The sequence below is a fragment of the Bacillus sp. ILBB4 genome (assembly GCF_035064545.1).
In the GTDB taxonomy this organism is placed as follows: Bacteria; Bacillota; Bacilli; order Bacillales; family Bacillaceae_H; genus Priestia.
The window spans coordinates 1-25,205 of the sequence record NZ_JAIQVD010000006.1 but is presented as its reverse complement, the minus strand read 5'-3'; the positions used below and the strand labels follow the sequence as shown (position 1 = coordinate 25,205).

Sequence of the window (25,205 nt, the reverse complement as noted above, 5' to 3'; positions counted from 1 at the left end):
GACTTGTCTGCAAATACATCTATAAGAAACATGAATATGAATACAAAAGCACACAAGTAGAGCGCTATGGTAAATATAAAAGTAAAGTTCATATTAGGTGCTGCAAACATTGTAATCATTGTAAGCGTATATCGGTGTAAGGCATGGAATTAGTTAAAGCTTATTTAGAAGCTACACTAAAACAGAAATACTATTATGATGGTAAAAAACTGAAGCGGTTAGGAGGAAGCAAAAACGAGCGACCTCTTCCTCGTGAAGCTTATGTTCCTGAAGGTTATGAACGAAGTGACGGTACAACAGGAGTGATTGGACCTCCACCACCTCCACCTTTACGCTATGTAGGACAGTTACAGGGAGAAACAAAGGAAGAGTATCATGCAAGAATGAGAGTAGAATCAAAATCATTTTTCCTTTTCTTATCATCCATTATATTTGGATCATCGGTCATTTCAGTAGTTCTTGTTTCTTTACTCTCTGACAGGGAGGAGTACAGTGTACGATTTGTTCCTTTGCCTTTCTTTATATTTTTTGTATGTGCCTTTATGCTATATCAAAAAGCTCGCTCTAATCACATGAAGCTTAAGAGAGAAAGAGAAGGTAGTGTAGATTGGATTGAAGGCGAATCCCCTTCAGCAAGAATTCGTCCATCTGCTACACCGCCACAGAGTGCTAGACCATCTATTACAGTTAGACCTCAAAACACTGGTGTACGACCAAGAAGAGGTCCCGAATTAGCAAGTATTGATCCTATATCTGGTTTACCTAGAGCAGAATAGTTACGGTATTGCATCGTTTTGTAATGTGTTACAATATAGAAGGATACAGGGGAATTCGAGGAGGATTCCCTTATGGAATTTAAATTAGCAGAGTTTGAAGTGAAAGAAGTAATTCCTGCTTCTGCATTTGGTGATGACTACATTGACTGGGGGTTAAAAGCAGTTGGTGCAGAAGTCGCTTGGCAAAAAACAAAAGGAAAAGGTGTTAAAGTAGCAGTACTTGATACTGGCATTGATCCTGATCATCCTGACTTAGTTCAAAATGTAAAAGAGTATGTCGATTTTACAGGCTCTAGTTATGGAGCGGAAGACGTACAGGGACATGGTACACACTGTGCTGGTATCATTGGTGGAACAGATAATGGTATCGGTATGATTGGTATTGCTCCAGAAGTGGATTTGTATGCTGCTAAAGTGCTTGGTGATAACGGAAGTGGAAACTTTGAATCTATTATTCGAGGCTTACAATGGGCAATTGATCGAAACGTAGATGTTATTTCTATGAGTCTTGGAACAGCTTCACGTCCACCTGAGCAAGTGCATCAGCTTATCAAGCAGGCTACAGAGCTTGGCATTATCCTTGTTGCCGCTACTGGTAATGAAAACAGTGAAGTATGTTGGCCAGCAATGTATGATGAAGTAATCGCTGTATCTGCAGTCGATCAACAACTTCAACACGCAAGGTTCTCTAACTACGGTATTAAGAATGAAATTTCAGCACCAGGCGTAGACATTGTATCTACCTATAAAGGTGGCACCTATGCACGTTTATCTGGAACATCTATGGCTACACCTATGGTGGCAGGGGCGGTTGCTCTTGTAATTGCTCGTCACAAAGAGTTATTCTTTGATGTAAAACCAACAGCTGAGAACCTACACAAGATTGTCGATAAGATGGTGAAAGATTTAGGTGAAGTAGGACGAGATGTATTATATGGTGAAGGCATGATTGACTTAACTTTGCTACCATAAATTTTTTAAGACAGGGGAAAAACCTCTGTCTTTTTCTTTGGTTTATGCTATAATATGAAAGGTATTACAAGTATCTAAGAGAGAAGTGAAGATAATTCATGAAAATAGTAGGAGATACTGCTACAGTTATCTTTAATGGCAAGGTGATAGCTGAAACCAAATCAGTTGAAGCTACAGTGGGGTGTAAAAAGCAAACAAGCAGCAATCTAAATACACTTTTCAAATCTGTAAATATAAAAGGTAAAAAGCTTATATAAAGGAGGATTCACTATGAGTGAACATGAAGTTAAAGAAGACTTAGAAAGCCGCATCTATAAGCGAATTGGCAGCAAGAATAAACGTGACTATAACTACATGAGGGAAAGTCAAGCTGCTGAAATGGCGCAAAATGATAAAATTGTTATCATGCAACAGAAGTCAGATAGAGGCATTACAAACACCGATTTGATTTTAGAACCTAACAAGTTTGATGAACTATCCAGCAAAGTGCGCCTTGGCTTTGAGGAGTACTGTGATGTAATCAATGACTTGATTGAAGAAGAAGAAGGCGACTGGAATGAGCTTCGCATGAAAGATCAAGTCAACATTACACGTGATGCAATCATTCAGGCTACTATTCTTAAATATGCTGAAGAAGAGTATAACATCAATAAAGAAGCATACTCAGGCAAAGATATTAATTACATAAAGCGCTATGATACACAAGGTCGTTTCTTAGGTGAAGCTACTATTCTTACGCTTACCGCTATCCCTATGATGGGAGTTAAAGTGAAATGAGAAAAACATTAAAAGTACCTATGATGATGTTCGGCCGCTTTCGTGCAACAGTAGCAAAGCGTGATAAAAATGGAGATACTATCATCAAAAGACGAGACTCAAAAAATAGACCTGTTTATGAAAAGCAGAAGGTTTGGGTCGTTCGTAGAGAGAAGGATGGAGATCCAGGCATGTATCCTAGTGTGAACCACATCTATGAGCGTATGGCTAAAGGAAGACAGCGGTTAACTGCACCAGCTGAACAGCTTAAACAAAAGTGGGAAACCCTTGCCAAGATGTGGGCTGAAGAAGTTGCATGGCATACTACAAAAGGAGAGAAAGTAGTTGTTGAATTAACTGCATACTTTCCTGATGATAAAAAGCGCCGTGATACAAACAACGTATTCAAGCTTATGATGGATGCTTTCACAGACATTATCTACGATGACGATGAATATGCTTTGCCTCGGGTAATGGACTTTCACCGTGTTGCTGAAGGTGAGAAGCCTTATTTCGAATTGAACATTTACTTAAAATCAGAAGAGGATGCTGTGATGATGGAACGCTACGCAGCTTAAAGGAGATAACCATGAAACATACCTACCCAGACCGTAATGTATTTCTTTATCAAGAAACGCACGATTCTACAAAACTTATTGAGCAGTATAATAATTTCATCCGAAAGTATCATATCTTGTTCTCTCAAGAAACCGTAGACTTGCGATTTCATGATATCCGCTGCTTCTTTGCTATGTATGCTGACAAAGATAAGGAGCTGGCTAATAATTTACGTGGGGATATTAGGTATCTTTCAAAGAACTCCATTAAGTTTGCAACAAAAGTGTTTTGGGATATTAAATTCAACTTGCGAAAGCATTCAGCTGATGACCTTTACAGTGAGCTTCTTATTCCGTTTTTAGAGTGTGCGACAGAGTACAGAGACATGGGTAAAGGATTCCATCGTTATCTGTATGCTACATACCATAAAAAGCTATACAACTATCTTAAATACAATATCAAGTTGGATGCCATCGATAAATTTAAGACATCATTCTTGGATGCTCTTGTGTATGAGACGCCCGATGAAGAAGTTCCAGATGAGTTGATGGTTGAGTTTGACGAAGGATTAGAACTAAACGATCCTGATTGGATACATGGAACTAAGGCTGAAGCGCCATTTGATAACCTTAAAGCACATGAACGTTTCATTTTGGCTAAATATTATTATGAAGAATATAAAGACAGAGAAATCGCTCGTATGCTTCCTTATGATCCTAAATCGATCAATCGTATTCGTATGAGAATTAAGAGGAAGTTTATCGAGAGGTACAGAGAAGGAGAGTTTAAATGGATCAGAGCGGAACACCTATTGCACCCATCATCGGTATTGTTTGTGAAAGCAGGCAAGGCAACTTTCATATCATAGAATTTGACGAAATGGATTTTGATAAAATCAATATGCAATCTGAATATGTACAGCTACATAATTTGTACTTGTATCATAGCTGGTTTAAGTCCATTATTGTCTGTACAGAAGAGATATTAAAGCAACTCAAGCAGGAACTCCAAATCGCTTGAGTTTTCTCGTGTTTTCGCTTGTTTTCATAGGGATAGTATATTATAATATAGTTGTAATGCATTACATTTAGAAGGACTGAGTGTAAGATGGCTATATTAGAACATTTAATTAACAATTACAATGAGATTCAGTATAAAAAGCAAACTCGTCCTATGCGAAAGTTGCATCCATCTACTATCGGAATGTGCCAACGTAAGATAGTATTTGATATCATGATGGTGCATAAACCACTGGTCGATTATAGACTTATGCGCATCTTTGAAAATGGGCATAGTTTGCACCACAGATATGAAAAGCTATTTAAGGATATGGGCATTCTGGTTCAAGACGAGATGAAGATTGAGTTTGATAACATCAGTGGACATACAGATGCATGGGTTCGTATACATAGCTTAGAATATCCTCATGGCATGAACTATTTAGTTGAATTAAAGAGTGCCTTCTCAAAAAGCTTTGAATGGATGGTTAAGAACAATAAACCTAAGAAAGAGCATCGTGAGCAGCTAACCTTCTATTTGCATCTTGTTCAAAAGATGGGGCTTCCAATCAACAAAGGAATCATCTTTGTAGAAAACAAAGATACCCAAGATATTTGGGAATATGAACTTGAGTATGATTCCAAATTAGGTCAGAAGCTTGAAGAGAAAGGGAACTGGTGCATATCGCTAGCTCAACAACGTGTTCTTCCAAATATTCCTCCTCAACATACGCCTAGTTACTACAAATGTGCCACCTGCGACTATAACTTTTACTGTCATGCAGGTTCAGTTAAGAAAGACGGAACAGAGCGTTATCCTATCCCATTCAAATTCGGAAGCAAAGCATATGGTGATGCCGTGAGCATCATAACAGCAATTCAAAATAATCAATCAATCCCAAATGTAATTGTCGGAGATACAAATGGGGCACTGGCTAGAGAAGTTGAACAATACAATCAAATGCCACAGCCTGATGAACTGGTTGATCAATATATCAAAGCACATACTAACAAAGGATGGGAATAAACAATGAGCAATGTTAATTTTGTAGATATCGGTTTTTCTAATTATGTAGAGGTAGGTAAAATCTTAACTGTTAATCGTCCTGATTCATCACCAATTAAACGTATGATTCAACAAGCGAAAGATTCTAACCGCTTTCTTGATTTAACACAAGGCAAAAAAACTCGAAGCATCATTACTCAAAAGTCTGAGAATGGAATCATTATCACAGCATCTGCTGTTCAGACAGCTACAATCATTGAGCGTGTGAAACGTTCACAGCAAACAAAAGAAGTGATTGAGCGAGTGCCATCAGAAGATATTTTAGAAACCACTGTACAAGAGTAGAGATAAAGGGGAGAAGCAGCAATGTGTAGAGGTTGTCACTTACATGTTCATAGTGAAGAGAGCTTACTAGATGGTTTATCAACTGTTAAGCAACTAGTCATGAAAGCTAAGTCACTAGGGCAAACAGCGCTTGGGTTAACAGATCATGGAGTGTGTGGAGCGATTCCCGACTTCATCACAGAATGCCTAAAGCATGGAATTAAACCCATTCCAGGGTGTGAAGTATATACCACCAAAGACCGCAAAATTCAATCGGATGAATTTCAAGAGATGCGTGAAAATCTTTGCATTAAATATAAAATCGTTGATGGCAAAGGGAAACCTAAGAAAAAAGTGCTTAGTGATTTCTTGAGAAAAGTGAAGAAGAACTTTGCCTGTTTCGATGAAGAAGCTATGGTTATCTTAAAAGACTATTTAATGGCAAGTGACTCTTTACCACAAGAGGAGTCACTTGATTTATTTTCTGCTTTTGAAGTGTCCTTCACAGATGTAGAAGCACCTAGAACGACTGAAGAAAAAGTGGAAGAATTCAGAGAAGAAGTCTTGAACTATTTAGACCATGGTAACTTCCATATGGTTCTCCTTGCTATGAACAACAAGGGGTTGGAAGACTTATATGAAATTGTATCAGATTCGCATATTAACGGTTTTTATGATGATCCTCGTACTGATTTGTCTTTTATTCGGGAAAGAGGGCTTGGTAAAAACATTATCGCTACTTCTGCATGTTTGGGTTCTTTCTTTAGCAGGCTCTGTCTTGCTGGACGTTATGCTGAAGCTAAGAAGCACATCGAGGAAGCTAAAGAGACATTTCATATGTTTTTTCTCGAAAAGCAAGCCACTTCAATTCCGGAGCAAGTCTTCATCAACCAAGTAATTGATCAGCTGGCAGCCGAAACAAACACACCAAAAATCCTCACAACTGATGTTCACTATGCCAATAAAGAAGATAACCAAATTCATGATGTGCTTGTAACATCCTCAACTGGTAAGTGTATCTCAGATGAAAACCGCATGATTTATGCGCATGAATTTTGGATGAAGACCGATGAAGAAATGATGGAGCAATGCTTTGATGAAGAAGCATGGGCAAATACATTAAAGATTGCTGAAATGGTAGATGTATCTTTACCTAAAGAGCCACTGTTTCCTAAGTTTCCTGTATCAGGTGACGAATCGGTAGATGACTTACTCCGTAAGAAAGCGTGGGCTGGTTTATTTGAATTAGCACTTAGCGATAACATTGATATCAACCAATATTCTAAGAGATTACAGTATGAGCTAGATGTTATCTGCTCTGAAGGTTTCTCTGATTATTTCTTAATAGATGAAGATATGATTGACGCAACAGTCAAAGCAGGTTTTCTTGTTGGCCCTGGGCGTGGTTCAGGTGCAGGTTCACTTGTATGTTATGTCTTGCATATTACTTGGTTAGATCCGATTAAGAATGACTTACTATTTGAACGTTTCCTTAATCCAGAACGTGCTGGTTATCCCGATTTAGACGTTGATTATTCATACGATGGCGCTCTATGGGTGCAACATTATCTAAAGCGTAAATACGGTCATGATAAAGTAGCGCAAATTGGAACAAAAGGAACACTGGCTGCACGTAAAGTCTGCAAAAAAGTAGGGAAGACATTAGGCTTTGATAACCCCACACAGGATGCATTTGCAAAAGCGATCCCTGGAAGACCGGGTGTTACATTAAAAGAAGCTTATGCTGAAGAAGAATTGGTTCGTCAATATGCTCAAGCATATCCTCAATGGTGGGAAGCTATGGTTGCCTTAGAAGGACACATTGCCCAAGTAGGCACACATGCTGGAGGTGTCGTATTATCTCCTGAACCATTGACAAAGGTAACGCCGCTTCGTATTGATAGCGCTGGTTTAGAAACTACGCAATTTGATATGGAATGGATTGAGAAATTTCTTGTTAAGTTCGATATATTGAAAATTGATACATTGGATTTAATTAAAAACGCATTAGAGTACGCAGGATTATGGGGGAAGGTAAACATCTACCGTGACCTTGACATTAACGATCCTAAAATCTATGAACGTGTATATAACAATCTGAACCTTTCAGGCATCTTTCAGTGTGAATCTGATTTATTTCGCAAAATCATTTCAGACATGAAGCCCAACTCATTTGCTGATATCTCTGTTATTGTTGCGCTAGGAAGACCGGGACCATTAGACTTAATCCCTACCTACGTTGCACGTAAATGGGGAAGAGAGAAGGTTACATATCCATTTGATGAGCTATCTCCAGTACTTGAAGAAACATTCGGTGTATGGGTCTACCAAGAGCAAATCATGAAAGCTTCACAAATCCTAGGTGGTCTTACACTTGGACAAGCAGATATGATTCGTAAAGGTGTTGCAAAGAAAAAGCATGACCTTATGAACCGCTGGATTGATCTTATGATTTACGGAAGCGATAGATATAAAGAAATGCAAGCAGCACTTGTTGCACAATACCCTCTTGATGCTGATGGCAACTCAACTGTTCCGCTTAACGATGAAGGAAAACCTGCATTTTGGGTGGACTATCAATACGATAAGCAACCTGAAATTGAAGGAGCAATAAATCGTGGGTTTGATGAGAAAACACTACTTCAAATCAAAACGGATTGGATTAAATTCGGTAACTACTGTTTCAATAAGGCTCACTCAGCCGCATATGCCCTTCTAAGCTGCATTACAGCTTGGTTAAAGTGTTATTACCCTGTAGAGTTTATGGCTGCCTTACTGACGATTTCAGAGGGCAAGAAGGATAAAGACAGAAACCCTAAAAACATTCATTACATGAAAGAGTGTGAAGAGATGGGTATGGTTATTCTTCCTCCTGATGTAAATATATCTCGTGCTGGTTGGACACCGGTAACATATGAAGTTCCAGTCGAAACAGAAGATGGCTTGTTAATTGGGGAAATTCGTTTTGGTTTATCTAGTATTGCAAAGGTTAGCGGTGAATCTGTAACTGAAATTATTGAGCATCGTCCATATGCTTCTGTAGAAGACTTAGTTGCTAAGACAAATGGGACGAAGGTAAATAAGACAAAGGTAGAATCTCTTATCAAATCAGGAGCATTCGATGAACTGAACAAAAACCGCAACTTACTTCTACGCAATTATTATCAAAGTAGAGGAGATGCATACGATCATGTTCCTGCAACGACTACTAAGGCAACAATTCTTGCATATGAACGTGAGATGTTTGGAACAACCGTTTCTATACGCTCTCGTTGGGCTAAAATCGAAGACGGTTCATCTACACAAATCACAGGTATTATTCGTTCTGTAGAATCATGGAAAGCCAAGAGCGGCAAGGAACATTTCACTTTAAGCGTAGAAACAAGTGAGGAGCCTATCCTTGTCACAGTATGGGGATATCTGATGGAACAAAATAATAATGAACTAAAGCTAGGCAACAAAGTTACGATTAAAGGCGAGAAAAGTAGAGATAAACTTACAGCTAAAAATATTCATCTAATTGTCGATATATATGAGGTAGATTTAACAGCATAAAAGGAGAGTGTGTGAAATGGATTTAACTATATCATATATCGACAATCAGGTGACTGAAGAAGAATACTATGCTTATCGTGAAAGAAAAGCACAAGAATATATGGAATTATACAAAAAGAGTCTTGGTGAAAATTCAACCTTTAAAGAACTAAAAAATGCAGAGTTTTCTTTCAAGCGAGGAATGGACACAGTTACTCAACAAGGGAGATTTATTACAAGAGAGGCTATAAATTCATGAGTGTTATAGATAACTTATATTGGTACAAATTTAGAGTAGATCGATGTATTGATGGTGATACAATTGTTGGCAAGCTAGACAAGGGGCGAAAGAACTTTGATGAGGACATTCAAATTCGTTTAAATAGCATTAACTGTCCTGAGATTAGTAAAGCCAAGACACCTGAAGAAAAGGCTGCAGGAGAAAAAGCTAAAGCTTTTGTTGAGTCTCTTATTCTAGGAAAAGAAGTAGTGGTACATACATATAAGCAAAAAGATGATGACAGCTTTGCACGTATGTTGGCTGATGTATATATAGTAGGCGATGGAGTTACAGAAGATATTTATCTGAATAAGCTTATTGTGGACCAAGGGCATGCAGTGCCATACAGAGTTCGCAAAGAAGATGATAGGTGGCCATTAGCGCAATAAACAAGTAACAGGAGTTGTTTTATATGGAATTGGTTAATGGGTACTTAGGAGAGCAATATACATATAAATTTTGGATTGCTACAGATGACAATCAAATTCGTGAGGTCTTTCATGAAGGGATTTCGTTAGAGTCGTATCCTGCATACTTAAACTGCTATAAAGCTACAATTCACATGAAAGATGAACTTTATGCAGATCTAAATTATTCAGCTCCTAATTGGAAGATTAAACACCCTAAAATACTTAAAGAAAACTTGCTTGGTGAACTTAAGGCATATGAGATTGTATGGGAAGGTGATACATCAATGAAAGGCATTACAAGCATTAGATGTATCGCCAGACCAATGAAAGAAGGCGATGAGTAATGGAACTCATACAAGAATATTTACAGCTAAAACAACCTCGCCTTAGTGTATCGAAAGCTACTTCATCTCGTGCTCACATGCAACCAAAGCAAGCCGTTATTACAATTAACGGCATTGAAAAAGAAATTGAATGTCGCTCAATGATTATAGATACAAAGTTTGAAAGACAGCCTATCTATAATGGTATAAGCAATGTAGCTGTTGCCTATGGTTGTTCAGGGCGATACAGAGAGCTTACTTTAGAAATTATATTAGGTGAAGATGAGGAACTAGAGCGCTTGTTATTAGATGCAACTGAGCATCGTTTTAGTAACCATGTGAATTTAAAGATTCAGCAGGATAATCACATTTCACGTCTTGATGGACGAATTGCAGATTTAAAATTTAATGCTTTGGAAACTGATGTTCATGCACTTATAACAGGCACTGTTCGTATTATCACAGATCAAATTCGCTATTAATAAATTTGATACTCATAAAGTCACTAGTATATGGTATAATTTATACGTAATGCATTACAATAGTTTCAAGAAGGGAAAGAAAGATGGAACTTACACAAGTATATCTTAACTATTACTCCAAGGTGAACAAGGCATTATTCAAAGGAAAAATGTTTGTAAAGCTTGAGAATACAGTAGATGAAGGCTTTAAGCCTCTTAAAAAATATGACAGTGATGCCGGTTGGGATTGTCGTGCTCGTATCAATGAGCCTATTCTATTGCAACCAGGCAAGCGAGTAAAAGTGCCGCTAGGATTCGGCATTAATATTCCTTTAAATCATACAGGCGATTTACGTCCAAGAAGTGGCTTAACAGATAAATCCGGAGTTGTAACAGCTTACGGAACAATTGATACAGGATATATTGGCGAAGTAAAGGCTACTATCTTCAATTTTGGAGAAGAAGCATTCACAATTCATCCAATGGATCGTATTGCTCAACTTGTTGTTTTACCAACAGTGCAGAAGAAAAGGTTCTCACAAAAATTGCATGAACTCTTTTATTCTGTATGCGGAATCTTTAAGAAAAATGCTTTTGGTATTCAATTGGAGCTTGTAGATAGGTTAGTAGAGTTAGAGCGTGGAACAAAAGGACATGGGAGTTCAGGGGTCAAGTAAGGAGTAACTATGTATTTTATAGGACTAGTATCGGGATTGGTCACGATTGTGGGCATCTCTCTACTCTTACTAAGACAACCAAAGGAGTGAATCATTTATGGGATTCAAAATCAAGTATGACATTGAGAAACAATATTTAACTTCAGGCAGCAAGCGACGTTCAGGCATTAAGATGCCTCATGTAGGATTTATGGTAGCGCATGACACTGGTAATCCAAATTCTACTGCATCAGGTAACGTTGGTTACTATGAACGCTCTCGTAATGAAATGAGTGCTTCAGCTCATATTTTTGTTGATGATAAGCGAATTATTGAGTGTATTCCTTTTCTTACAGGCACACCTGAGAAAGCTTGGCATGTACTTTATAACGTAACAAAAGACAACGAAATGTATGGTGACGATGCAAACGATGTTGCAGGTGGAGTAGAGCTTTGTTATGGAACTAATATTGATAGTAAAGAAGCTTACAAGAGATATATTTGGGTGTTAGCTTATGCATGTTATAAGTTTAACCTTAATCCTGCAAAAATGATTACGGGACATGAAATTCTTGATCCGAAACGTAAGATTGATCCATCTAATGGCTTAAAAACAATGGGTCATACATATTCTCAGCTATTAAAAGATGTAGTTACAGAATACAATGACTGCCTAGGACAATCAGTTGCTACAATTGCTCCAACAGTTACTGGCGGAACTTACACGATTAAAGCCGGCGATACATTCTGGAGCATTGCTCAAAACAGCAATGGGGCATTCACTGTTCAAGACTTAATTACGTGGAACCCAACTGTTAATGCAGCTGAACTAAAAGTTGGACAAACCATCAACATTAAGCAGCCAACAAAGGTTGAAACACCAACTACAAGCACAAGCAAGAACGTTACATTACCTGATGGCATTCTTAAATTAGGCGATAAAGGATCTAATGTCCTTGCTGTACAAGAAGCACTGTGCAAAGTTAACTTCTATCCTGAAAAAGGTGCAGTAAATGACGGATGTGACAGCATCTATGGTGCTAAAACACAAAATGCTGTTCAACGCTTCCAACTAGTTTACCTAGGACAAAATGATGCTGATGGCATTTATGGTCCTAAAACAAAAGTTAAATTGGAAGAGCTAATTAATAAGTAAGATATCATCCAGGGAAATGGTATCTATTATGGTTGCGGGATTAAATGTTCCGCAATCATTTTATGAGGGGGAATTGTTATGACCATCAAATTAGATTGGCCATGGATACTGCGTAAAGTTAGATTATTGTTTCTTGTAGCAGTATTTGGAGTGCTATATAAATATCTTGATCCAATTTGGGCATTCATTTGGATATTTTATTTTGCACTAAATGACATGATGGAAATTGTAACAGACATAGAAGAGATGAAAGAGGAGCGTGCTAATGCATGGAAAAGTATCTCACACAAACGCAAGGGCTTTTAAATTTACTTCAAGCTACTATTTCTCCTAATGAATTAGAGAAAGCAGCTAAAGCTGGAGGAGAAATGTGGGAAGCCATTCGCAAAATTACAGACAAGTATGAATTAAATGTGCAAGAAATGATGAGTGCAACATTAGGGTGCCACCTCACGATTTTAGAAGTAGCTAGTGAACAAATTGATGAGAAGAAAAAGGAGATGGGTCTATAATGAATCGAGCTGAACGTTTAGAAGGATATTTAGAAACTATCAATCAAATTACGGAAGCTACCAAGATTGCACTGCAAACTCTTAACGATAATGCAAACACTGCTCGTATGATTGCAGAAGAATTTGCTTACGGTACTGCAGACAATATTTACTCTGACTTACTTCATTCACACATCGAAGATGAAGATATCGAAACTGATATCAATGCTGCTGCTGATAAAATCGTAAAAATGATTCGTGAAAAAGAGTTGGATTCTAGTAAGATTCATCAGATTGCACTTCCTATCGATCCTGATCAAATTAATCCTGTCGATTTAATGGAGCTTGTAGAAAAGAAGCTTGATGAGCTAGAAAAGACAGAGGACAACAAGAGTACGGAGGATATTGAAGATGAACTCAATTTCAACAACCCGCTCGAATAAAGTATTCTGCTTGATTGGTCCATCAGGAACCGGTAAAGATGAGCTTAAATTTAATTCAGATTTACCTTACTTAGTCTTTTATTTAGACAGAAAAATGAGAGAAGGCGAAGTTGAGGGAGAGAATGGTTACTTTATATCTCCTGAAGAATTTGAAGCCAAAAAGAAGGCTGGCTTTTTTATCGCTCATGATACATATGCAGGTGGTTCTTATGGAGTCTGTCAAGGAGAGCTGCTTAAACTAGAAAGTTCTCCTGTTATTTCTATTGCTACGTGGGATATTTTTTCACAGATTAAAGAGTCATTTGATAAAATGGATGGCTACTCTTCAAATGAGGTAGTTAGCATCTTCGTTCATACTCCACGAGAAGATCTGAAAACTCGGATGATTAAACAGGGGAGAGCAAAAGAAGAAATTCGTGCCCGTATTGATCGTGCAGATATTGATTATGCAATGAGCAGTAAGTGTGATTATATAATTGAAAATCTTAATGGACAATTCGACAGCGCATTATACCAATTAATGAAGATTCTTGTAGCTGAAAGCTTCGGAAAAAAGACAGCTTAAGAACTATTTAACCAAGTTTCTTCTATTGTAATAGCTCATCACTAAATACCTGAGTAAAGCCTTACATGTATCTGTAAGGCTCTTTTTTATTTCTCAAATGCACCAATTACATCCTGAACTCTGCCGGTAGGCAGTGTCCAAAAAATTCTACAATATCCATGGTAATTTACACCTGTTGTAAATTATGTTAGTATAAATTTTGACAAGCTATTGTCTAATAAACTAAATTTAGACAGAAAAAAACTTCACTCGTTGCCCGTGAGTGAAGTCTTTAAGGAAATTTATTTTCGTTTTAAGTACATTGACATTATAATATGATTTCCTTTCTTCTGTCAAATAAGGAGAGAGTGTTCAAAAAATGAAGGAAAAAGATTTTCAGTTAGAATTAGTCTTTAATCCTGATGGTCAAGAACAAAAAAGGATGATCGTCAATGATGTTGAGAAGTACTCGTGGATATCCAAAAAGCAGCTAGAAGCTTATCGTGCGCAATTAGAAAAAGAAAACATGCGCTTACGAGACAAAAGAGGGGATTTTGTGATGGGGAAAAGCGAAAACATACGCTTACTCGAAGAAACTGACCTTACGGTAAGTGACCGTAGGTACTTCATGATCCTTGTTCTCTATGCACGATTTAATGGCGAGCCTCTGACAAAAGATGGTGTTGCTCTGAATAACAAAAGCATCGGAGAAATTTGGGAGATAAGTGATCCTAAAACAATCAGTAAACGCTTGAATAAGTTTGTTAAATTAGGTTTACTAGAGAAAATCAAAAACGGTCGTGTAAGCAACTACGTATTAAATGAACTTTACTTCCAGATGGGGAAAGGGAAAAAGCACCATATTGATCCTGGTGAAAAATTTGTTAAGCTGTTCAAAAATCAATTGAGCAATGTTATTAGCAATGTTCGAAAGATAGAGCAGAACAAAAACCGTCGCCGTAAAACTGGACAAGTTAATTTGAAAGACGTAATTGGATTATTGCATGCTGTGATGCCCTACTTTCATTACGAAACATACTATTTAGTATCGAATCCAGATGAGAGGATTACTTTAGAAGGAGAAAGCGTACTTGATGCAGTCAAACGTGATCCTAAGCAACTGAAGCATTTATCTAAATCGCAAATTGGTCGCATACTTGGTTACGAAAACGCCAATCGTGCAACAATTAGCCGCTATATGGATATCCTTCAACGTAGTGGAGCAGTAATGGTTCTCCAAAATAATAGTCGTACACGCTACCTTATCCATCCTGATTTGATGTTTAGATTAGATAGTGATGGTACCGATGAATACACTGAGTACGTTCGTCAATTGTTTGGGCAGCATAAATGATAGGTTGAGGATGTTGGGTGAGAGGGTGGTTTTCCCTCTTGCACAGCACCGCAGACCTTTAGCAACGAACGCAGTGAGGCGGTAGTAAGAACCCTAGAAAAAAGCATACAACATAATACATATAAAAGCCTGTGAAGATATAAGAGGGAGTTAGTTTTCGATACTAGCTTTAACCCCTTGATATATAAGCCTTCACAGGCTTTTTTATATACATAAATAGTGGGGCATGAGAGCACGCTTTTTTCTTAATAGTGGGGCATAGGAGCACACCTTTTATATAGATAGTAGGGCGTGAAAGCACGCTTTTTTTCTTATAGTAGGGTGTGAAAGCACGCTTTTCAAGTACTGACATTGGGGCGCCAGAGCACGGTCTTTGTATAATAGTAGGGCATGAGAGCACGGTTATTTTTATATAATAGTGGGGCACGAGAGCACGCTTTTTTTCACAGTTGACAAAAATGGAAAATGGCAGTAAACTTAAAAAAACAGAACAGATGTTCGAAAAGTAACTAACTTACATACATATACCAAGTGAGGGATTAGATTTCGCTTAGTAGCAATGTTCTATTTAAATATTTTATTTTAGGAACTATGTTCTAAATAAACAAATAAAAAGTAATATGCGCTTATTAAGGGTATTTAGGACTAGATTTGCGCATATTTAAATTTTAGCAGGACTTTAGACTCTTAAAGTTTTCAATAAATTCTAAGTTTTAGCCATTATAGTTTGGGAAAATAATCTCAATTTGAGTAATTTTGCCCAAAATGATTGACTTGATGAGTGTAAAAGATTAGCATTTTTAGAGTAACAACTCACCGATGAAAACTTTTCCATTATCTGAGTTTTTACTCTTGTATACATTTTAAAAAAAGAGGGTATGATCTATCATGAAAAACGAAGTTAACGTAGTTGTAATCAAAACAATGTTCCAGGAAGTTGAAAAAGCTTATTCCTTACTAGCTATTCAACAGCACTTATATAAAACAGTTCAGGCTTTAGTGAAATTCAATATGTTTCCTCATGTATCAGCTGAACGAATTGTAGAAAGTGCTGCTGATTGCGGATATTTTTTCGAATTAATTTATGATGGTGAATTTGATGAAGCTGACCAGTATCTTTCAGTACTTAGTGATAACTGTCAGCGTGCTACTTGGAAATATTTCAATGAATTGTATGATAGTGTGACAACCACTAAATATGATGAGCTAAAAAAACATGCTGATTTATTTAAATCTCTTTTGTACTAATTTCATCTAAAAAATATCCAATGCAAGTTGACCTGAAATTGTTTTGACACCAGTTGACTCAACTAACTTTGGAACATAATCGTTCTGCTGTAAATGTGATATGCCTGAATCAAGATAAGTTCGATATATCGAAGGAAGATCGCTATTTTTTGTTCGGTTTCCACGCTTATCCCATCCGACATTAGTACACATTGCCATGAACACTGAGTAATCTTCTTCTGAGCTTCTTCCTTTTCTGACCATAAGTAGACTGGTCTTCACAGAAGTTCCTGTGTGATAAAACGTTTCACCTGGGAGACTAACAACAGCAAGTAATTCATTGTTATCTAACATATGCTTTCTGAAAGGTTGCTCACGCTGATTAGCCAAAATAGAATCTGGCACAATCATGCCAAGAATACCGCCCGGCTTTAACCATTTCATACCGTATTCTATGAAAGCAACCTCACTTTTTAATTTCTTTCCACAATTGAAATTCCACTCATCAACCTTAAGGCCATATGGTGGATTTCCAATTACATAATCGAATGGCTCATCCCAATCCATCGTCAAGGTATTTCCTTGGCGTATGGTGGCATGAGGGTAACATAACTCAGAGACTCTCGCAGCCTCAAACATCATTTCAGATCCATAAACATCACAAGCTTCAGGTAGTACATTTATGAATGCTCCACCTCCACATGAGGGCTCTAAAACTCGTCCACCTTCAATACCCATCATCATTCGGGTAAAGACAGCAACTTCTGCTGGAGTGAAGAACTGCCCGTTATTAAAATTCGAAGAAGACAGGCCCCCAATTCCTGTATAAGCGTTCTTAATAAATTCTATTTCTTCTTGCGTATGGAACTCTTTCTCAAGTAATTCCTTAACACGACTATTATCATCATAACGTTTTCTCTCTCTTCTTCCCATGAAATAAACACCTTTCTTTCTCCGTAAACATAATAACATTTATACTTATAATCTTAAGAAGTTAGTTATTATGTTTGATTTGTTATTTAGGTAACTTGATATCTATTCTAATTTACATATGTAAATGTATGAAGTTAGTTCTAAAATATATAGTTATATCAATTACTCTTAGTGATGACAAATAGGATATTTTTCTACAAACTAGATAAAAGGTAATTATATTTTTAATATATAGTTTTACTAATTTACACTTAGATTAAAGAAAATATATATTTATCCATTAAAAAAAAGAAGCCTACATAAAGTAAGCTTCTTAAAAGTAATAATAGCCATGCCTTCAGAATAAGGTAGTTACAAATAAGTATGTTATTCATTAAATCAATTTCCTGAAATACTAATAACTAAGATACTATTAGTAAGTGTTTATTTTATTAAGTATTTTCTATAGACCACGACTAGCTTTTGGATTGATTCCATTTTTTATTTTTACACAGCAAAAAACCTATATAATCAAAATATATAGGTCATTGGACTTTTGTTGATTTTTTATATATTCTTTTTCATACCACAATTGATACATTCACGCAGGAATTTACCGTTACCTACGCTACTTTTAAACTTTACTCCATTACAGTTATCGCAACGGCCGCTGATCTTATCCGGCATCTCACTATATTCATAAACTTTTGTTAGATCAATGTTTGTATACTTATCTTCTTGTTCCATTTTTTATCCCTCACATATCTTGCTTATCATAGCAGTACCTACGATAAAAGGGAAGAGGTTGTTGTATGTTCAATGACGTGCCATACCATCTTATTTGTTTCCATATCTATGTATGAATACATTTCTGTTAGCTGTCCATTTGCCTCTAATGATTGTTCATCTGTTACCCAGTTAACTACTTCATCAGGCTGAAAATCCTTTTCTCTTATAAATGCAAGATAATACATAGTATCAGGTGTTGATTCGCTAATATACGATAAGACTTTAATAACATCCTTGTTAAATTCATTCTCTGAAGCAAATTCACCTTTGTATTTCATCTCTATAACGGAGATAACTTCTATTACGCAGTCTTGTAGATGGTTCTCTTCAGCCAAATTAGGATCTATAATTACGACAGCCAAATCCGCTTTTTGCTCGCCAATTCTATATTCAGTAAACAGTTTTATATTATGTTGATTTAAAAAATCATCCCCAAGTCTTCTTCTTATATGGTGGTAAAAAGCTTCTTGTAAAGAACATTCGTAAAGGAGATTGTGATTGTGATAATCCTTTTTTATATCTTCTGACCAAACTTTTTTTATAACTGAATTAACAAACTGCGAAACATTTGTAGGCGCCATGATAATAAAACCTCCATATTTATATCTAATTTGACATTCTGTTTATAACATGCAAAACTATAATTATATTGGCTACTACTCCTAGACTTTTGGCGAGAGTAGGAGAGAAGAGCAGACCTTTTGGTTTGCTCTTTTTCTTGTATATACTACAACACCTTTATAGAACAATTAATATGTTAAAGAAGGAGTTAAATGATATTATTAGAATAAAATCTTGATTAATGTTTTATATATTCTATCATCAACTTCTATTAAACTTTTCTCTCCAGTTTTGAATTCAATTGCTAAAAGGTGAGTACCTTTCGATTTTGCAGAGAGACCAGCGAGCAATCCGACAGGTCCCAATATAGCGCCACCAACAAAAGCACGTCCAACTGCACTAGTTGCACTTTTACGTTGGGTTTCGTCAATAACTTCATAAGATGCGATTGTGTCCTTAGTAAGCTCTTTTGTAGTTAACCAATTTTTTTCAATTTGTATTACCGTAATGCGATCTTTAACAGCATGTCCTTCGAAATCTCCAGCAATTACTTTATTTTTAGCCATAATAAAACTCCTCCAACAAATAGTAGTAAATTAATTATATAACAATATAGTAAAAAAGATGCAGGTTAATATACCTTAATGAATAAAAAATTTGAAAGAGAGGATTAATAGATTTAAATGTAATAGCTGAAAGAATGTGCGTTAATTTAGAAGGTATTCTTGCTCGAAAAAAAGAAGGGCAGTGGATTACCACTTAGGCCCTTTAGGTATATTCTCAAGCATCATGTAGTGTCTAACCTTTGTTTTTGCATGAGTTACTTCTTTTTCAATTTTTTCTACGTCATCTATCTTCTTAGTGAAAGTATTAAAGTAAGATTCCATTTCCTGCTGAAAAGCATCCTTAGCATTGCCAGATTCCCATGTAGTCAAATCCTCGACTTTACTTTTAACAACTAACTGCTTAGCACGTAATTTTCTAATAACAGAATCTAAATGCGTGCTTAGGCTTTCTAAATCATTTAGTTCTTTTTCGTATTTTTCTAAATCGCTCATTTTAAAACATCAGCCTCCACAAAAGATGCAGCAGCAGCATTCAGATTGTTGACCATTTTGGCAGTATCTTCAGCAAACCAGCCGCTCACTTGATGCACCTGCTGAAGAGCATCGTTTAAAACATCCTCAGTTATTTGAATATCATCTAAAACAGATGCTTTCTGCTTAAACGTGTTACAGATGCTTTCTATATCTGGAACATAGGATTCTAGTTCATTTGCTAATTCGTTGAGATCAGCAGGTGTGACTTTTATTGTGCCACTTTCTGCAGAAGCAAAACGAGGAGAAGTAGCAAGACTTTCACCGGTTAAAACATTCGTTAAAATAGGGTTAGCAATATTGCCGAAATCATCAAACTTATAATGCTGCATGTTATGATAGCCAGCACCAGCCAATGAACCCCAAGCTCTTGATATAGGATTGTATCTGTTCTTTGAGTTTTCAAGTTCAAACGAAGAGCCTATGTAATAGGCTGAACCAATATAGCGTTTATAAGGATTAATTGCACCCGAACTTAAAGAATCTTTAGGGTGTACATAGTTTACAATTTGCTTATCAAATCCTCCTTTTTCCGCTTTCTCTTTTAAGTCTTTAGGAAGTAATCCAATAACACTAGGTCCATTGAATGTGACAGCGTGCAAGTCATTTTTAGCAGCAGCATAAGAAGCCATAGAACCTGCTAAAGAGTGTCCAGTTAATGAAACCTTTGCTTTAGGATAGGCTTTCTGAACATCCTTTGCTAATTCATCAGCTTGACGAAATTGATTCTGTTTATAGAAATCAATGTGAAATTTGCCTTTTTCAAGCTCCACATGTAAATCAAGTTCTTTAACATCTCTATTGCGAACAATATAGTTGACATCTGTTATGCCATCTTTAAGTCCTACAGTTACCGCATTCTTTAAAGAATTCATTTCCGTTCCACGGTACGCAATGACAACATTGTCTTTATTTTTAGCAATCATTGCATCAAATCCTGTGTCAGGATCATGTAATTTGAATTTTTTGTTGTCACTCATAATTGTCCAATGCTCTTTGCCATCTTTATATATAATGTCCCTAGATTTACCTGGCTTGTTAGAATAGGCGAGTGAACTCAATAGTTTATAAGTGCCATCTCTCACTTTCATGTTTGAAACCCCTCTCGGTAATAGAGTATAATTCTATTATATAGGAATTTCCAAAAAAATGGAGAGATATGGATGATGAAATTGAAAGTTCTTGCTATATTTCTACTATTATTAATAGTAGTAGGATGTCAGAAGGAGGGTACCATGGATAAGAAGGAAATTGAACAAACTGCATCAGATGTAGCAGTTACATACATGAAGGACGAAGAAAATGTTGATTTTGTTCCAAAAGATGTAGAGTTTTTGGGAGGAGAAGATCTGAGTACGGTATTAGTGCATGGACATACTAAAGACAAGAAAAAAGAAATGTCAGTTACTGTAGATTATGGTGATGACTATAAAGTTACATCTATAGGCGAAGATTAACATTCAAAACAAATTCATACAAGAATTTATTCCAAAGTAAGGTGGACTTATGCTATAATGAAAGTCCAATACAAGTGTGTATTATTTTGTCAAAAGGAGTAGCCAGGGATAGCTACTCTTTTTTTTATGCCATTTCCACATTAATTAGTAGGTGAAGAGGCAAGTCTGTTTTATAGCCAAATACATTATCAGTATATGTAAGTATGTTGTTGTTACGGTTTACATTATTTATTAAAGCTGTTCCAGTGACAATTTCTCCATTCTTATAGTAAGTAATAGATACTTTCTTATCGTAATGTAGAGCTTGTGCTATAGTTTGGCTGATTTCTTCGTACCGCTCCTCAGTCAAAAGTGGCTGCTCAACCTTATTTAAATCACCTAACACTTGATTAAGTCCAGCATACTGTTCAGGCATACTAGCAAAAGGGCGCCATTTACGCATTCCACGATCCCGTGCTTTCATTTCTTTCAAGTTAACATGCTTTAGAAAGTCTATATCCATTTTAATCCCTCCGAATAGAACGTTTGTTCTTATTCTAACCATATGATAGCATATAAATCAAGAGCTGTATAAAATAAAAGGAGCACCCACTAAAGTGAGTGCTCCAATAGCAAAAAGCAAAACTAGATTTTTATTATAACACAAGGGAGAACCAAATGTCTAAATACAATAAATACGATAAAAGGGTACCTGAAGAGGAAGAATACTACAGGGTGTTTACATTAAGAAATGGAACTAAGCGAAGAATTAAGATAGAGCCGTGGCGCCCGTTTCAAGGGGAACTTAAAAAGTTGGGCATTACAGAATCAGATATCTTCCAAATGCAGATGGTTCAAAAGAAGGATTTAAATAGTTAATATTAACTCATATGTTATTGTCATACAAGGGAACCTATGGTAAAATAAGTGCTGATCATAAGACATATTCCACCAACAACATTCTCTACAAGTCAATAAGGCAATTAGAAAAGGGCGGTTAACACTGTGTTGCCGCTCTTTTCTATGCAATAAAATATAAAGGAGTAAGCAAATGAAGAAAGGTCTTATTTCATTGCTAATATGTATTTTAGTTTCATTTATGTATGGGCACTTTGTGTTCTTGCGATTCCTAGATATAAAGCTTGTGTTTCTAAGTGACTATACAGCTGGATTATTGTTTTCTATTCTGTTTTTGCTGCCATTCATACTGATCATTGGCATTCCTACATACATAGCTATTAATGCGGTAATGAAATATATTTCAAAACACAAGTACATATTCGAGATACTACTTTACATAATCTGTGGAATAGTGGGAGCAGCTGCAGGGGTTTTATTATTTTCATTTCAGGATTTATCTAAAGTGGAAACACTATGGAAGCCATTTATCATATTGTCATTAAGCTGCGCAATACCATTTGGTGCTACATCTATCTTACTTAAAAATATAAGAAGATCTAAGGAAGCAACTTAATGAAACACTCTGCCAAATGATTGAAGGTGAAAAGCAGGATTTTATCTGTACTCGTTGAACCTTTAAGAATAAGTCATGTCAAAACTTGACGAGTTGATTAACAATGTTAGCTGCTTTTAATTCACTAAGGGAGCGTGATTTCTGATGGGTAGACAATTGCCTGAAGCCACATTAAGGATTTTTAGTGAAGATTATAACAAGGATTTACGAAAGTCTAAAAGAAAAGATCCCTTTAAAAGAATGCGTGAAGAAGCTAAAAAGGAATCAAAAAGACAACAATATTTATCTGAAACAATAAGCATGCTTGATGGCTATGAAAATATGCAATCGATTGATGAATTAAAAGAAATGGTTGGAGACATTAAGGGTAGGTTAGGTAAATACAACAATAACGAGAACTGGAAATAAGACGAAGTAGAGCATTCATCTAGGATGCTCTTTATAGTTGATTTCTTTTTCTAGTTTACATAACATATATTCTCGGAACCAATTTGAATTTGCGAAAATAGAGGTGTGTATGCTAATATAGCTCCTTGAGTGCACAAAATTTTGGTAGATATAAATCAGAACGGCTTATGTCGTTCTGATTTATATCTCAAAAACTTAAGTATACTTAAAATAGTGAGACGTAATAAAAAATAGCTCTTCATAGTATTGTGTATTCTGCAACAGTGAAACTACCATACATATTAAATATGGAAATGTAAATAATACTAGATGCCTATTTATATTTGCCAAAATAAATCTTTCATGGTAAACTAATGCCATATATATATATAGAAAAAAGATTTTCTCTTGTTAATGGGTTCTACATTAATTAGTTTTGTTTTAGATAAGATAAAACTTATGGTATGAGGCGGCTTCGGCCGTCTTTTACTTTGTCTCAAAAGTCTATTTTAGAAAGTGAGATGTAATAAAAATGAGCATTTTTAAAATTGACAGGTCTGTTGTTGTGGACGAAAAAGCTATGAGATTCCGAAAAGATGAATTGTACAAGCTTGTAAATGAAATCATGGACCAACATGACTTAGAGACTTTGATGATATGCACCCTGTCGAAAATCGCCTTCATCGATTACATGCTGGGTCTAGATGTTATGGAAAACAAACGTCTTGAGTCTATGATTAATGTTGTTAATAGTAATAGAAAAACGAATCATCAATTGCATGACTTCTATATCCGTTTTTAGAATATGGATTTTATTTACATATCTAATTCATTATTGCGCATACTATAATTACGGTGAAAACTCTCGCTCTGGGATACGACTAATATCCCTCTCACCGTACTTCTGGTATGTAAGGCACGATGGCAACGGATAGTCAGCGAATTTAAATGCACAATTCCTTGTAGCTGTAAGCTTGTTCTTCTGTTACGCATTTAAAGGGTTTGCCTATCCTTGCTCCTCCTTAAGAGTAAAAATTTGTAGATAGCTTATTTATGTTATATAATACAAGTAGAAAATAACTTACAAAAAGATGCAAATGCTTCTATTGCAGCGTTTAGTGCAAGTAATTTGCGTACAAATGAAAATATCTTACAAAAAGATAAAAATTCGATTCTTGCTTTTAGTCTCAGCAAGTTAGTTCACAAACATCTACCTTATCAAAAAGATAAAAAAAAGACCTGAGCATCAGCTAGGGTCTTTTTTTGTTGCCTATTTCACCTGTAGTTCTTTGAATGCTGTATATGGCAGTAAATCCTCTAATTCATGTAGCTCTTCAAGATATGGAAAGTTTGCATCTTCGTATGAATATACAAACCATCGCTCTGAATTATAATGAGCATCTGGTTCGTTAACTTTGTATAAACGTTTATGCTCTCCTGGTAATTCATACGTTTGTAAAGTCTCCATACTTTGAAATCTTGTTGTTGCATCTTCATCAATGTCATGAGGGTTATCTTCAAATTCTAAAATTAAATACGCTGTTTCCCCTTGCTCTTCATAAACATAAGCATCAATAGCTGGGGGCTCAGTTGTCTGTTCGAAGCAAGATGTAATTTCTTTTTTAACTAACGGCAAGAGATGATCAGGTATTTCATCAAGTTGTATTAAGAAATTGCTAAATTTATTACTGTCATCTGTAGGCTGACCTAAAAGTTCAAGCTCCTTTTTCATTTCATCACTAAACCCTGGATAAGGCAAGAAGATATATTCATAATCCTCTCTATTATAATTTTCAACGGGTACTACTTGTCCTTTTTGTGGTAGTAAGCTAAAGTATCTTAACCATCTTTTAGGATATGGTAGATCACCCTGCTTAATTAAAATAACATAGTCAAAATAGATGCACTTTTTTATTTTATTTGAATCTAGAATAAGATGCCTATAATCCCTTTCCGTTTGCTGACTAAATACTCTCTTTTCCCTTACTGTTTCATTGATAGTCATGCCAGCCCTCCGCTCTTCCATTCCATATTTTATTTATTTCTAGAATATACCCCTCTTAAGTGTCCAACAAATACTCCTTTATCATGCAGGAACTCAACTAGCTCAGGCAGAATCTCTTCAGGAATCTCCGCTTTTGCAGAATTTACAATAGGTTGCTCTTTCTGTTCAGGATCTCTACCTGTAAAAGGATTTTGTTCTCCTTTTTCTACCTCTGGATACTCTAAGTATTCGATAAGTAGTTCAGCTTTTTTATAAACGTTTTTCATATTACTTCC

34 protein-coding genes are annotated in these 25,205 nt (G+C 36.1%); 25 read left to right on the top strand and 9 right to left on the bottom strand.

Going from position 1 to position 25,205, the window contains the following annotated elements; genetic code table 11:
* Positions 1–143 precede the first annotated feature (143 nt).
* The 21 genes from LAV82_RS22970 (at position 144) to LAV82_RS22870 (ending at position 16,290) form a co-directional block, all read left to right on the top strand.
* Complete coding sequence (locus LAV82_RS22970; RefSeq protein ID WP_499716952.1) at positions 144–776, top strand: hypothetical protein; 633 nt, start codon at positions 144–146, stop codon at positions 774–776.
* 72 nt (positions 777–848) lie between these two features.
* Complete coding sequence (locus LAV82_RS22965; RefSeq protein ID WP_499716951.1) at positions 849–1,748, top strand: S8 family peptidase; 900 nt, start codon at positions 849–851, stop codon at positions 1,746–1,748.
* Positions 1,749–1,846: 98 nt separating this feature from the next.
* Positions 1,847–2,005, top strand: coding sequence for a hypothetical protein (locus tag LAV82_RS22960; RefSeq protein ID WP_499716950.1), 159 nt, complete (start codon positions 1,847–1,849; stop codon positions 2,003–2,005).
* A gap of 13 nt (positions 2,006–2,018) precedes the next feature.
* On the top strand, positions 2,019–2,525 hold the full coding sequence (locus LAV82_RS22955; protein WP_499716949.1) for a hypothetical protein: 507 nt from the start codon (positions 2,019–2,021) through the stop codon (positions 2,523–2,525).
* Positions 2,522–3,082 carry a RusA family crossover junction endodeoxyribonuclease gene (locus LAV82_RS22950; protein WP_499716948.1) on the top strand — a complete coding sequence of 187 codons (561 nt, stop codon included), beginning with the start codon at positions 2,522–2,524 and terminating at the stop codon, positions 3,080–3,082. The genes LAV82_RS22955 and LAV82_RS22950 overlap by 4 nt, the downstream gene beginning before the upstream one ends.
* Positions 3,083–3,093: 11 nt before the next feature.
* Positions 3,094–3,930 (top strand): RNA polymerase sigma factor, encoded by an 837-nt coding sequence (locus tag LAV82_RS22945; protein ID WP_499716947.1) that lies wholly within the window; start codon positions 3,094–3,096, stop codon positions 3,928–3,930.
* Positions 3,931–4,295: 365 nt separating this feature from the next.
* Complete coding sequence (locus LAV82_RS22940; RefSeq protein WP_499716946.1) at positions 4,296–5,087, top strand: Dna2/Cas4 domain-containing protein; 792 nt, start codon at positions 4,296–4,298, stop codon at positions 5,085–5,087.
* Positions 5,088–5,090: 3 nt separating this feature from the next.
* Positions 5,091–5,411, top strand: coding sequence for a DUF370 domain-containing protein (locus LAV82_RS22935; RefSeq protein ID WP_449305704.1), 321 nt, complete (start codon positions 5,091–5,093; stop codon positions 5,409–5,411).
* Positions 5,412–5,432: 21 nt separating this feature from the next.
* Positions 5,433–8,945, top strand: a complete 3,513-nt coding sequence (gene dnaE, locus LAV82_RS22930; protein WP_499716945.1) for a DNA polymerase III subunit alpha — start codon at positions 5,433–5,435, stop codon at positions 8,943–8,945.
* A gap of 16 nt (positions 8,946–8,961) precedes the next feature.
* Complete coding sequence (locus LAV82_RS22925; protein WP_499716944.1) at positions 8,962–9,183, top strand: hypothetical protein; 222 nt, start codon at positions 8,962–8,964, stop codon at positions 9,181–9,183.
* Positions 9,180–9,593 (top strand): thermonuclease family protein, encoded by a 414-nt coding sequence (locus LAV82_RS22920; RefSeq protein WP_499716943.1) that lies wholly within the window; start codon positions 9,180–9,182, stop codon positions 9,591–9,593. Before LAV82_RS22925 ends, LAV82_RS22920 begins: the two co-directional genes overlap by 4 nt.
* 23 nt (positions 9,594–9,616) lie before the next feature.
* On the top strand, positions 9,617–9,958 hold the full coding sequence (locus tag LAV82_RS22915; protein ID WP_499716942.1) for a hypothetical protein: 342 nt from the start codon (positions 9,617–9,619) through the stop codon (positions 9,956–9,958).
* Complete coding sequence (locus tag LAV82_RS22910; RefSeq protein WP_499716941.1) at positions 9,958–10,419, top strand: hypothetical protein; 462 nt, start codon at positions 9,958–9,960, stop codon at positions 10,417–10,419. The genes LAV82_RS22915 and LAV82_RS22910 overlap by 1 nt, the downstream gene beginning before the upstream one ends.
* 83 nt (positions 10,420–10,502) lie before the next feature.
* A complete protein-coding gene (gene dut / locus LAV82_RS22905; protein ID WP_499716940.1) occupies positions 10,503–11,075 on the top strand; it encodes a dUTP diphosphatase in 573 nt (190 codons plus the stop codon).
* 97 nt (positions 11,076–11,172) lie between these two features.
* Positions 11,173–12,210, top strand: coding sequence for an N-acetylmuramoyl-L-alanine amidase (locus LAV82_RS22900; RefSeq protein WP_499716939.1), 1,038 nt, complete (start codon positions 11,173–11,175; stop codon positions 12,208–12,210).
* A gap of 78 nt (positions 12,211–12,288) precedes the next feature.
* The gene (locus LAV82_RS22895; RefSeq protein WP_499716938.1) at positions 12,289–12,516 is read left to right on the top strand and encodes a hypothetical protein; all 228 of its coding nucleotides are present in this window, start codon (positions 12,289–12,291) and stop codon (positions 12,514–12,516) included.
* Complete coding sequence (locus LAV82_RS22890; protein WP_499716937.1) at positions 12,480–12,722, top strand: hypothetical protein; 243 nt, start codon at positions 12,480–12,482, stop codon at positions 12,720–12,722. The genes LAV82_RS22895 and LAV82_RS22890 overlap by 37 nt, the downstream gene beginning before the upstream one ends.
* Positions 12,722–13,144 carry a hypothetical protein gene (locus LAV82_RS22885; protein ID WP_499716936.1) on the top strand — a complete coding sequence of 141 codons (423 nt, stop codon included), beginning with the start codon at positions 12,722–12,724 and terminating at the stop codon, positions 13,142–13,144. Before LAV82_RS22890 ends, LAV82_RS22885 begins: the two co-directional genes overlap by 1 nt.
* Positions 13,113–13,709, top strand: coding sequence for a hypothetical protein (locus tag LAV82_RS22880; protein ID WP_499716935.1), 597 nt, complete (start codon positions 13,113–13,115; stop codon positions 13,707–13,709). Before LAV82_RS22885 ends, LAV82_RS22880 begins: the two co-directional genes overlap by 32 nt.
* A 358-nt stretch (positions 13,710–14,067) precedes the next feature.
* The gene (locus LAV82_RS22875) at positions 14,068–15,042 is read left to right on the top strand and encodes a hypothetical protein (protein WP_499716934.1); all 975 of its coding nucleotides are present in this window, start codon (positions 14,068–14,070) and stop codon (positions 15,040–15,042) included.
* A gap of 888 nt (positions 15,043–15,930) precedes the next feature.
* Complete coding sequence (locus LAV82_RS22870; RefSeq protein ID WP_499716933.1) at positions 15,931–16,290, top strand: hypothetical protein; 360 nt, start codon at positions 15,931–15,933, stop codon at positions 16,288–16,290.
* 6 nt (positions 16,291–16,296) lie between these two features.
* Here LAV82_RS22870 and LAV82_RS22865 read toward each other — a convergent pair whose 3' ends face one another.
* The 6 genes from LAV82_RS22865 to LAV82_RS22840 form a co-directional block, all read right to left on the bottom strand.
* The gene (locus tag LAV82_RS22865; protein ID WP_499716932.1) at positions 16,297–17,202 is read right to left on the bottom strand and encodes an HsdM family class I SAM-dependent methyltransferase; all 906 of its coding nucleotides are present in this window, start codon (positions 17,200–17,202) and stop codon (positions 16,297–16,299) included.
* Positions 17,203–17,748: 546 nt separating this feature from the next.
* Positions 17,749–17,928 (bottom strand): DUF8096 family protein, encoded by a 180-nt coding sequence (locus tag LAV82_RS22860; protein WP_499716931.1) that lies wholly within the window; start codon positions 17,926–17,928, stop codon positions 17,749–17,751.
* Positions 17,929–17,966: 38 nt separating this feature from the next.
* A complete protein-coding gene (locus LAV82_RS22855; RefSeq protein ID WP_499716930.1) occupies positions 17,967–18,551 on the bottom strand; it encodes a hypothetical protein in 585 nt (194 codons plus the stop codon).
* A gap of 201 nt (positions 18,552–18,752) precedes the next feature.
* Complete coding sequence (locus LAV82_RS22850; protein WP_499716929.1) at positions 18,753–19,097, bottom strand: hypothetical protein; 345 nt, start codon at positions 19,095–19,097, stop codon at positions 18,753–18,755.
* A 186-nt stretch (positions 19,098–19,283) separates the two neighbouring features.
* Positions 19,284–19,589: a WXG100 family type VII secretion target gene (locus LAV82_RS22845; protein ID WP_499716928.1), complete on the bottom strand. Its 306-nt coding sequence runs from the start codon at positions 19,587–19,589 to the stop codon at positions 19,284–19,286.
* The gene (locus LAV82_RS22840) at positions 19,586–20,719 is read right to left on the bottom strand and encodes a Tle-like phospholipase domain-containing protein (RefSeq protein ID WP_499716927.1); all 1,134 of its coding nucleotides are present in this window, start codon (positions 20,717–20,719) and stop codon (positions 19,586–19,588) included. Before LAV82_RS22840 ends, LAV82_RS22845 begins: the two co-directional genes overlap by 4 nt.
* A 144-nt stretch (positions 20,720–20,863) precedes the next feature.
* Between LAV82_RS22840 and LAV82_RS22835 the strand changes: the two genes are divergently transcribed.
* Positions 20,864–21,085 (top strand): hypothetical protein, encoded by a 222-nt coding sequence (locus tag LAV82_RS22835; protein WP_499716926.1) that lies wholly within the window; start codon positions 20,864–20,866, stop codon positions 21,083–21,085.
* 124 nt (positions 21,086–21,209) lie between these two features.
* Here the strand turns inward: LAV82_RS22835 and LAV82_RS22830 are convergent, their stop codons facing one another.
* Positions 21,210–21,587 (bottom strand): YolD-like family protein, encoded by a 378-nt coding sequence (locus LAV82_RS22830; RefSeq protein ID WP_499716925.1) that lies wholly within the window; start codon positions 21,585–21,587, stop codon positions 21,210–21,212.
* 155 nt (positions 21,588–21,742) lie between these two features.
* On the opposite strand from LAV82_RS22830, the gene LAV82_RS22825 reads away from it, so the two are divergent.
* From LAV82_RS22825 to LAV82_RS22815, 3 genes are all read left to right on the top strand, one after another.
* Complete coding sequence (locus LAV82_RS22825) at positions 21,743–21,943, top strand: hypothetical protein (protein ID WP_499716924.1); 201 nt, start codon at positions 21,743–21,745, stop codon at positions 21,941–21,943.
* Positions 21,944–22,115: 172 nt separating this feature from the next.
* Complete coding sequence (locus LAV82_RS22820) at positions 22,116–22,538, top strand: hypothetical protein (protein WP_499716923.1); 423 nt, start codon at positions 22,116–22,118, stop codon at positions 22,536–22,538.
* Positions 22,539–22,682: 144 nt separating this feature from the next.
* Positions 22,683–22,946 carry a hypothetical protein gene (locus LAV82_RS22815; protein WP_499716922.1) on the top strand — a complete coding sequence of 88 codons (264 nt, stop codon included), beginning with the start codon at positions 22,683–22,685 and terminating at the stop codon, positions 22,944–22,946.
* 1,249 nt (positions 22,947–24,195) lie between these two features.
* On the opposite strand, the gene LAV82_RS22810 is transcribed toward LAV82_RS22815, so the two are convergent.
* Together LAV82_RS22810 and LAV82_RS22805 are read right to left on the bottom strand one after the other, a co-directional pair.
* Positions 24,196–24,930: a hypothetical protein gene (locus tag LAV82_RS22810; RefSeq protein ID WP_499716921.1), complete on the bottom strand. Its 735-nt coding sequence runs from the start codon at positions 24,928–24,930 to the stop codon at positions 24,196–24,198.
* Positions 24,931–24,959: 29 nt separating this feature from the next.
* A partial coding sequence (locus LAV82_RS22805; protein ID WP_499716920.1) for a hypothetical protein occupies positions 24,960–25,205 on the bottom strand: 246 nt, incomplete at its 5' end.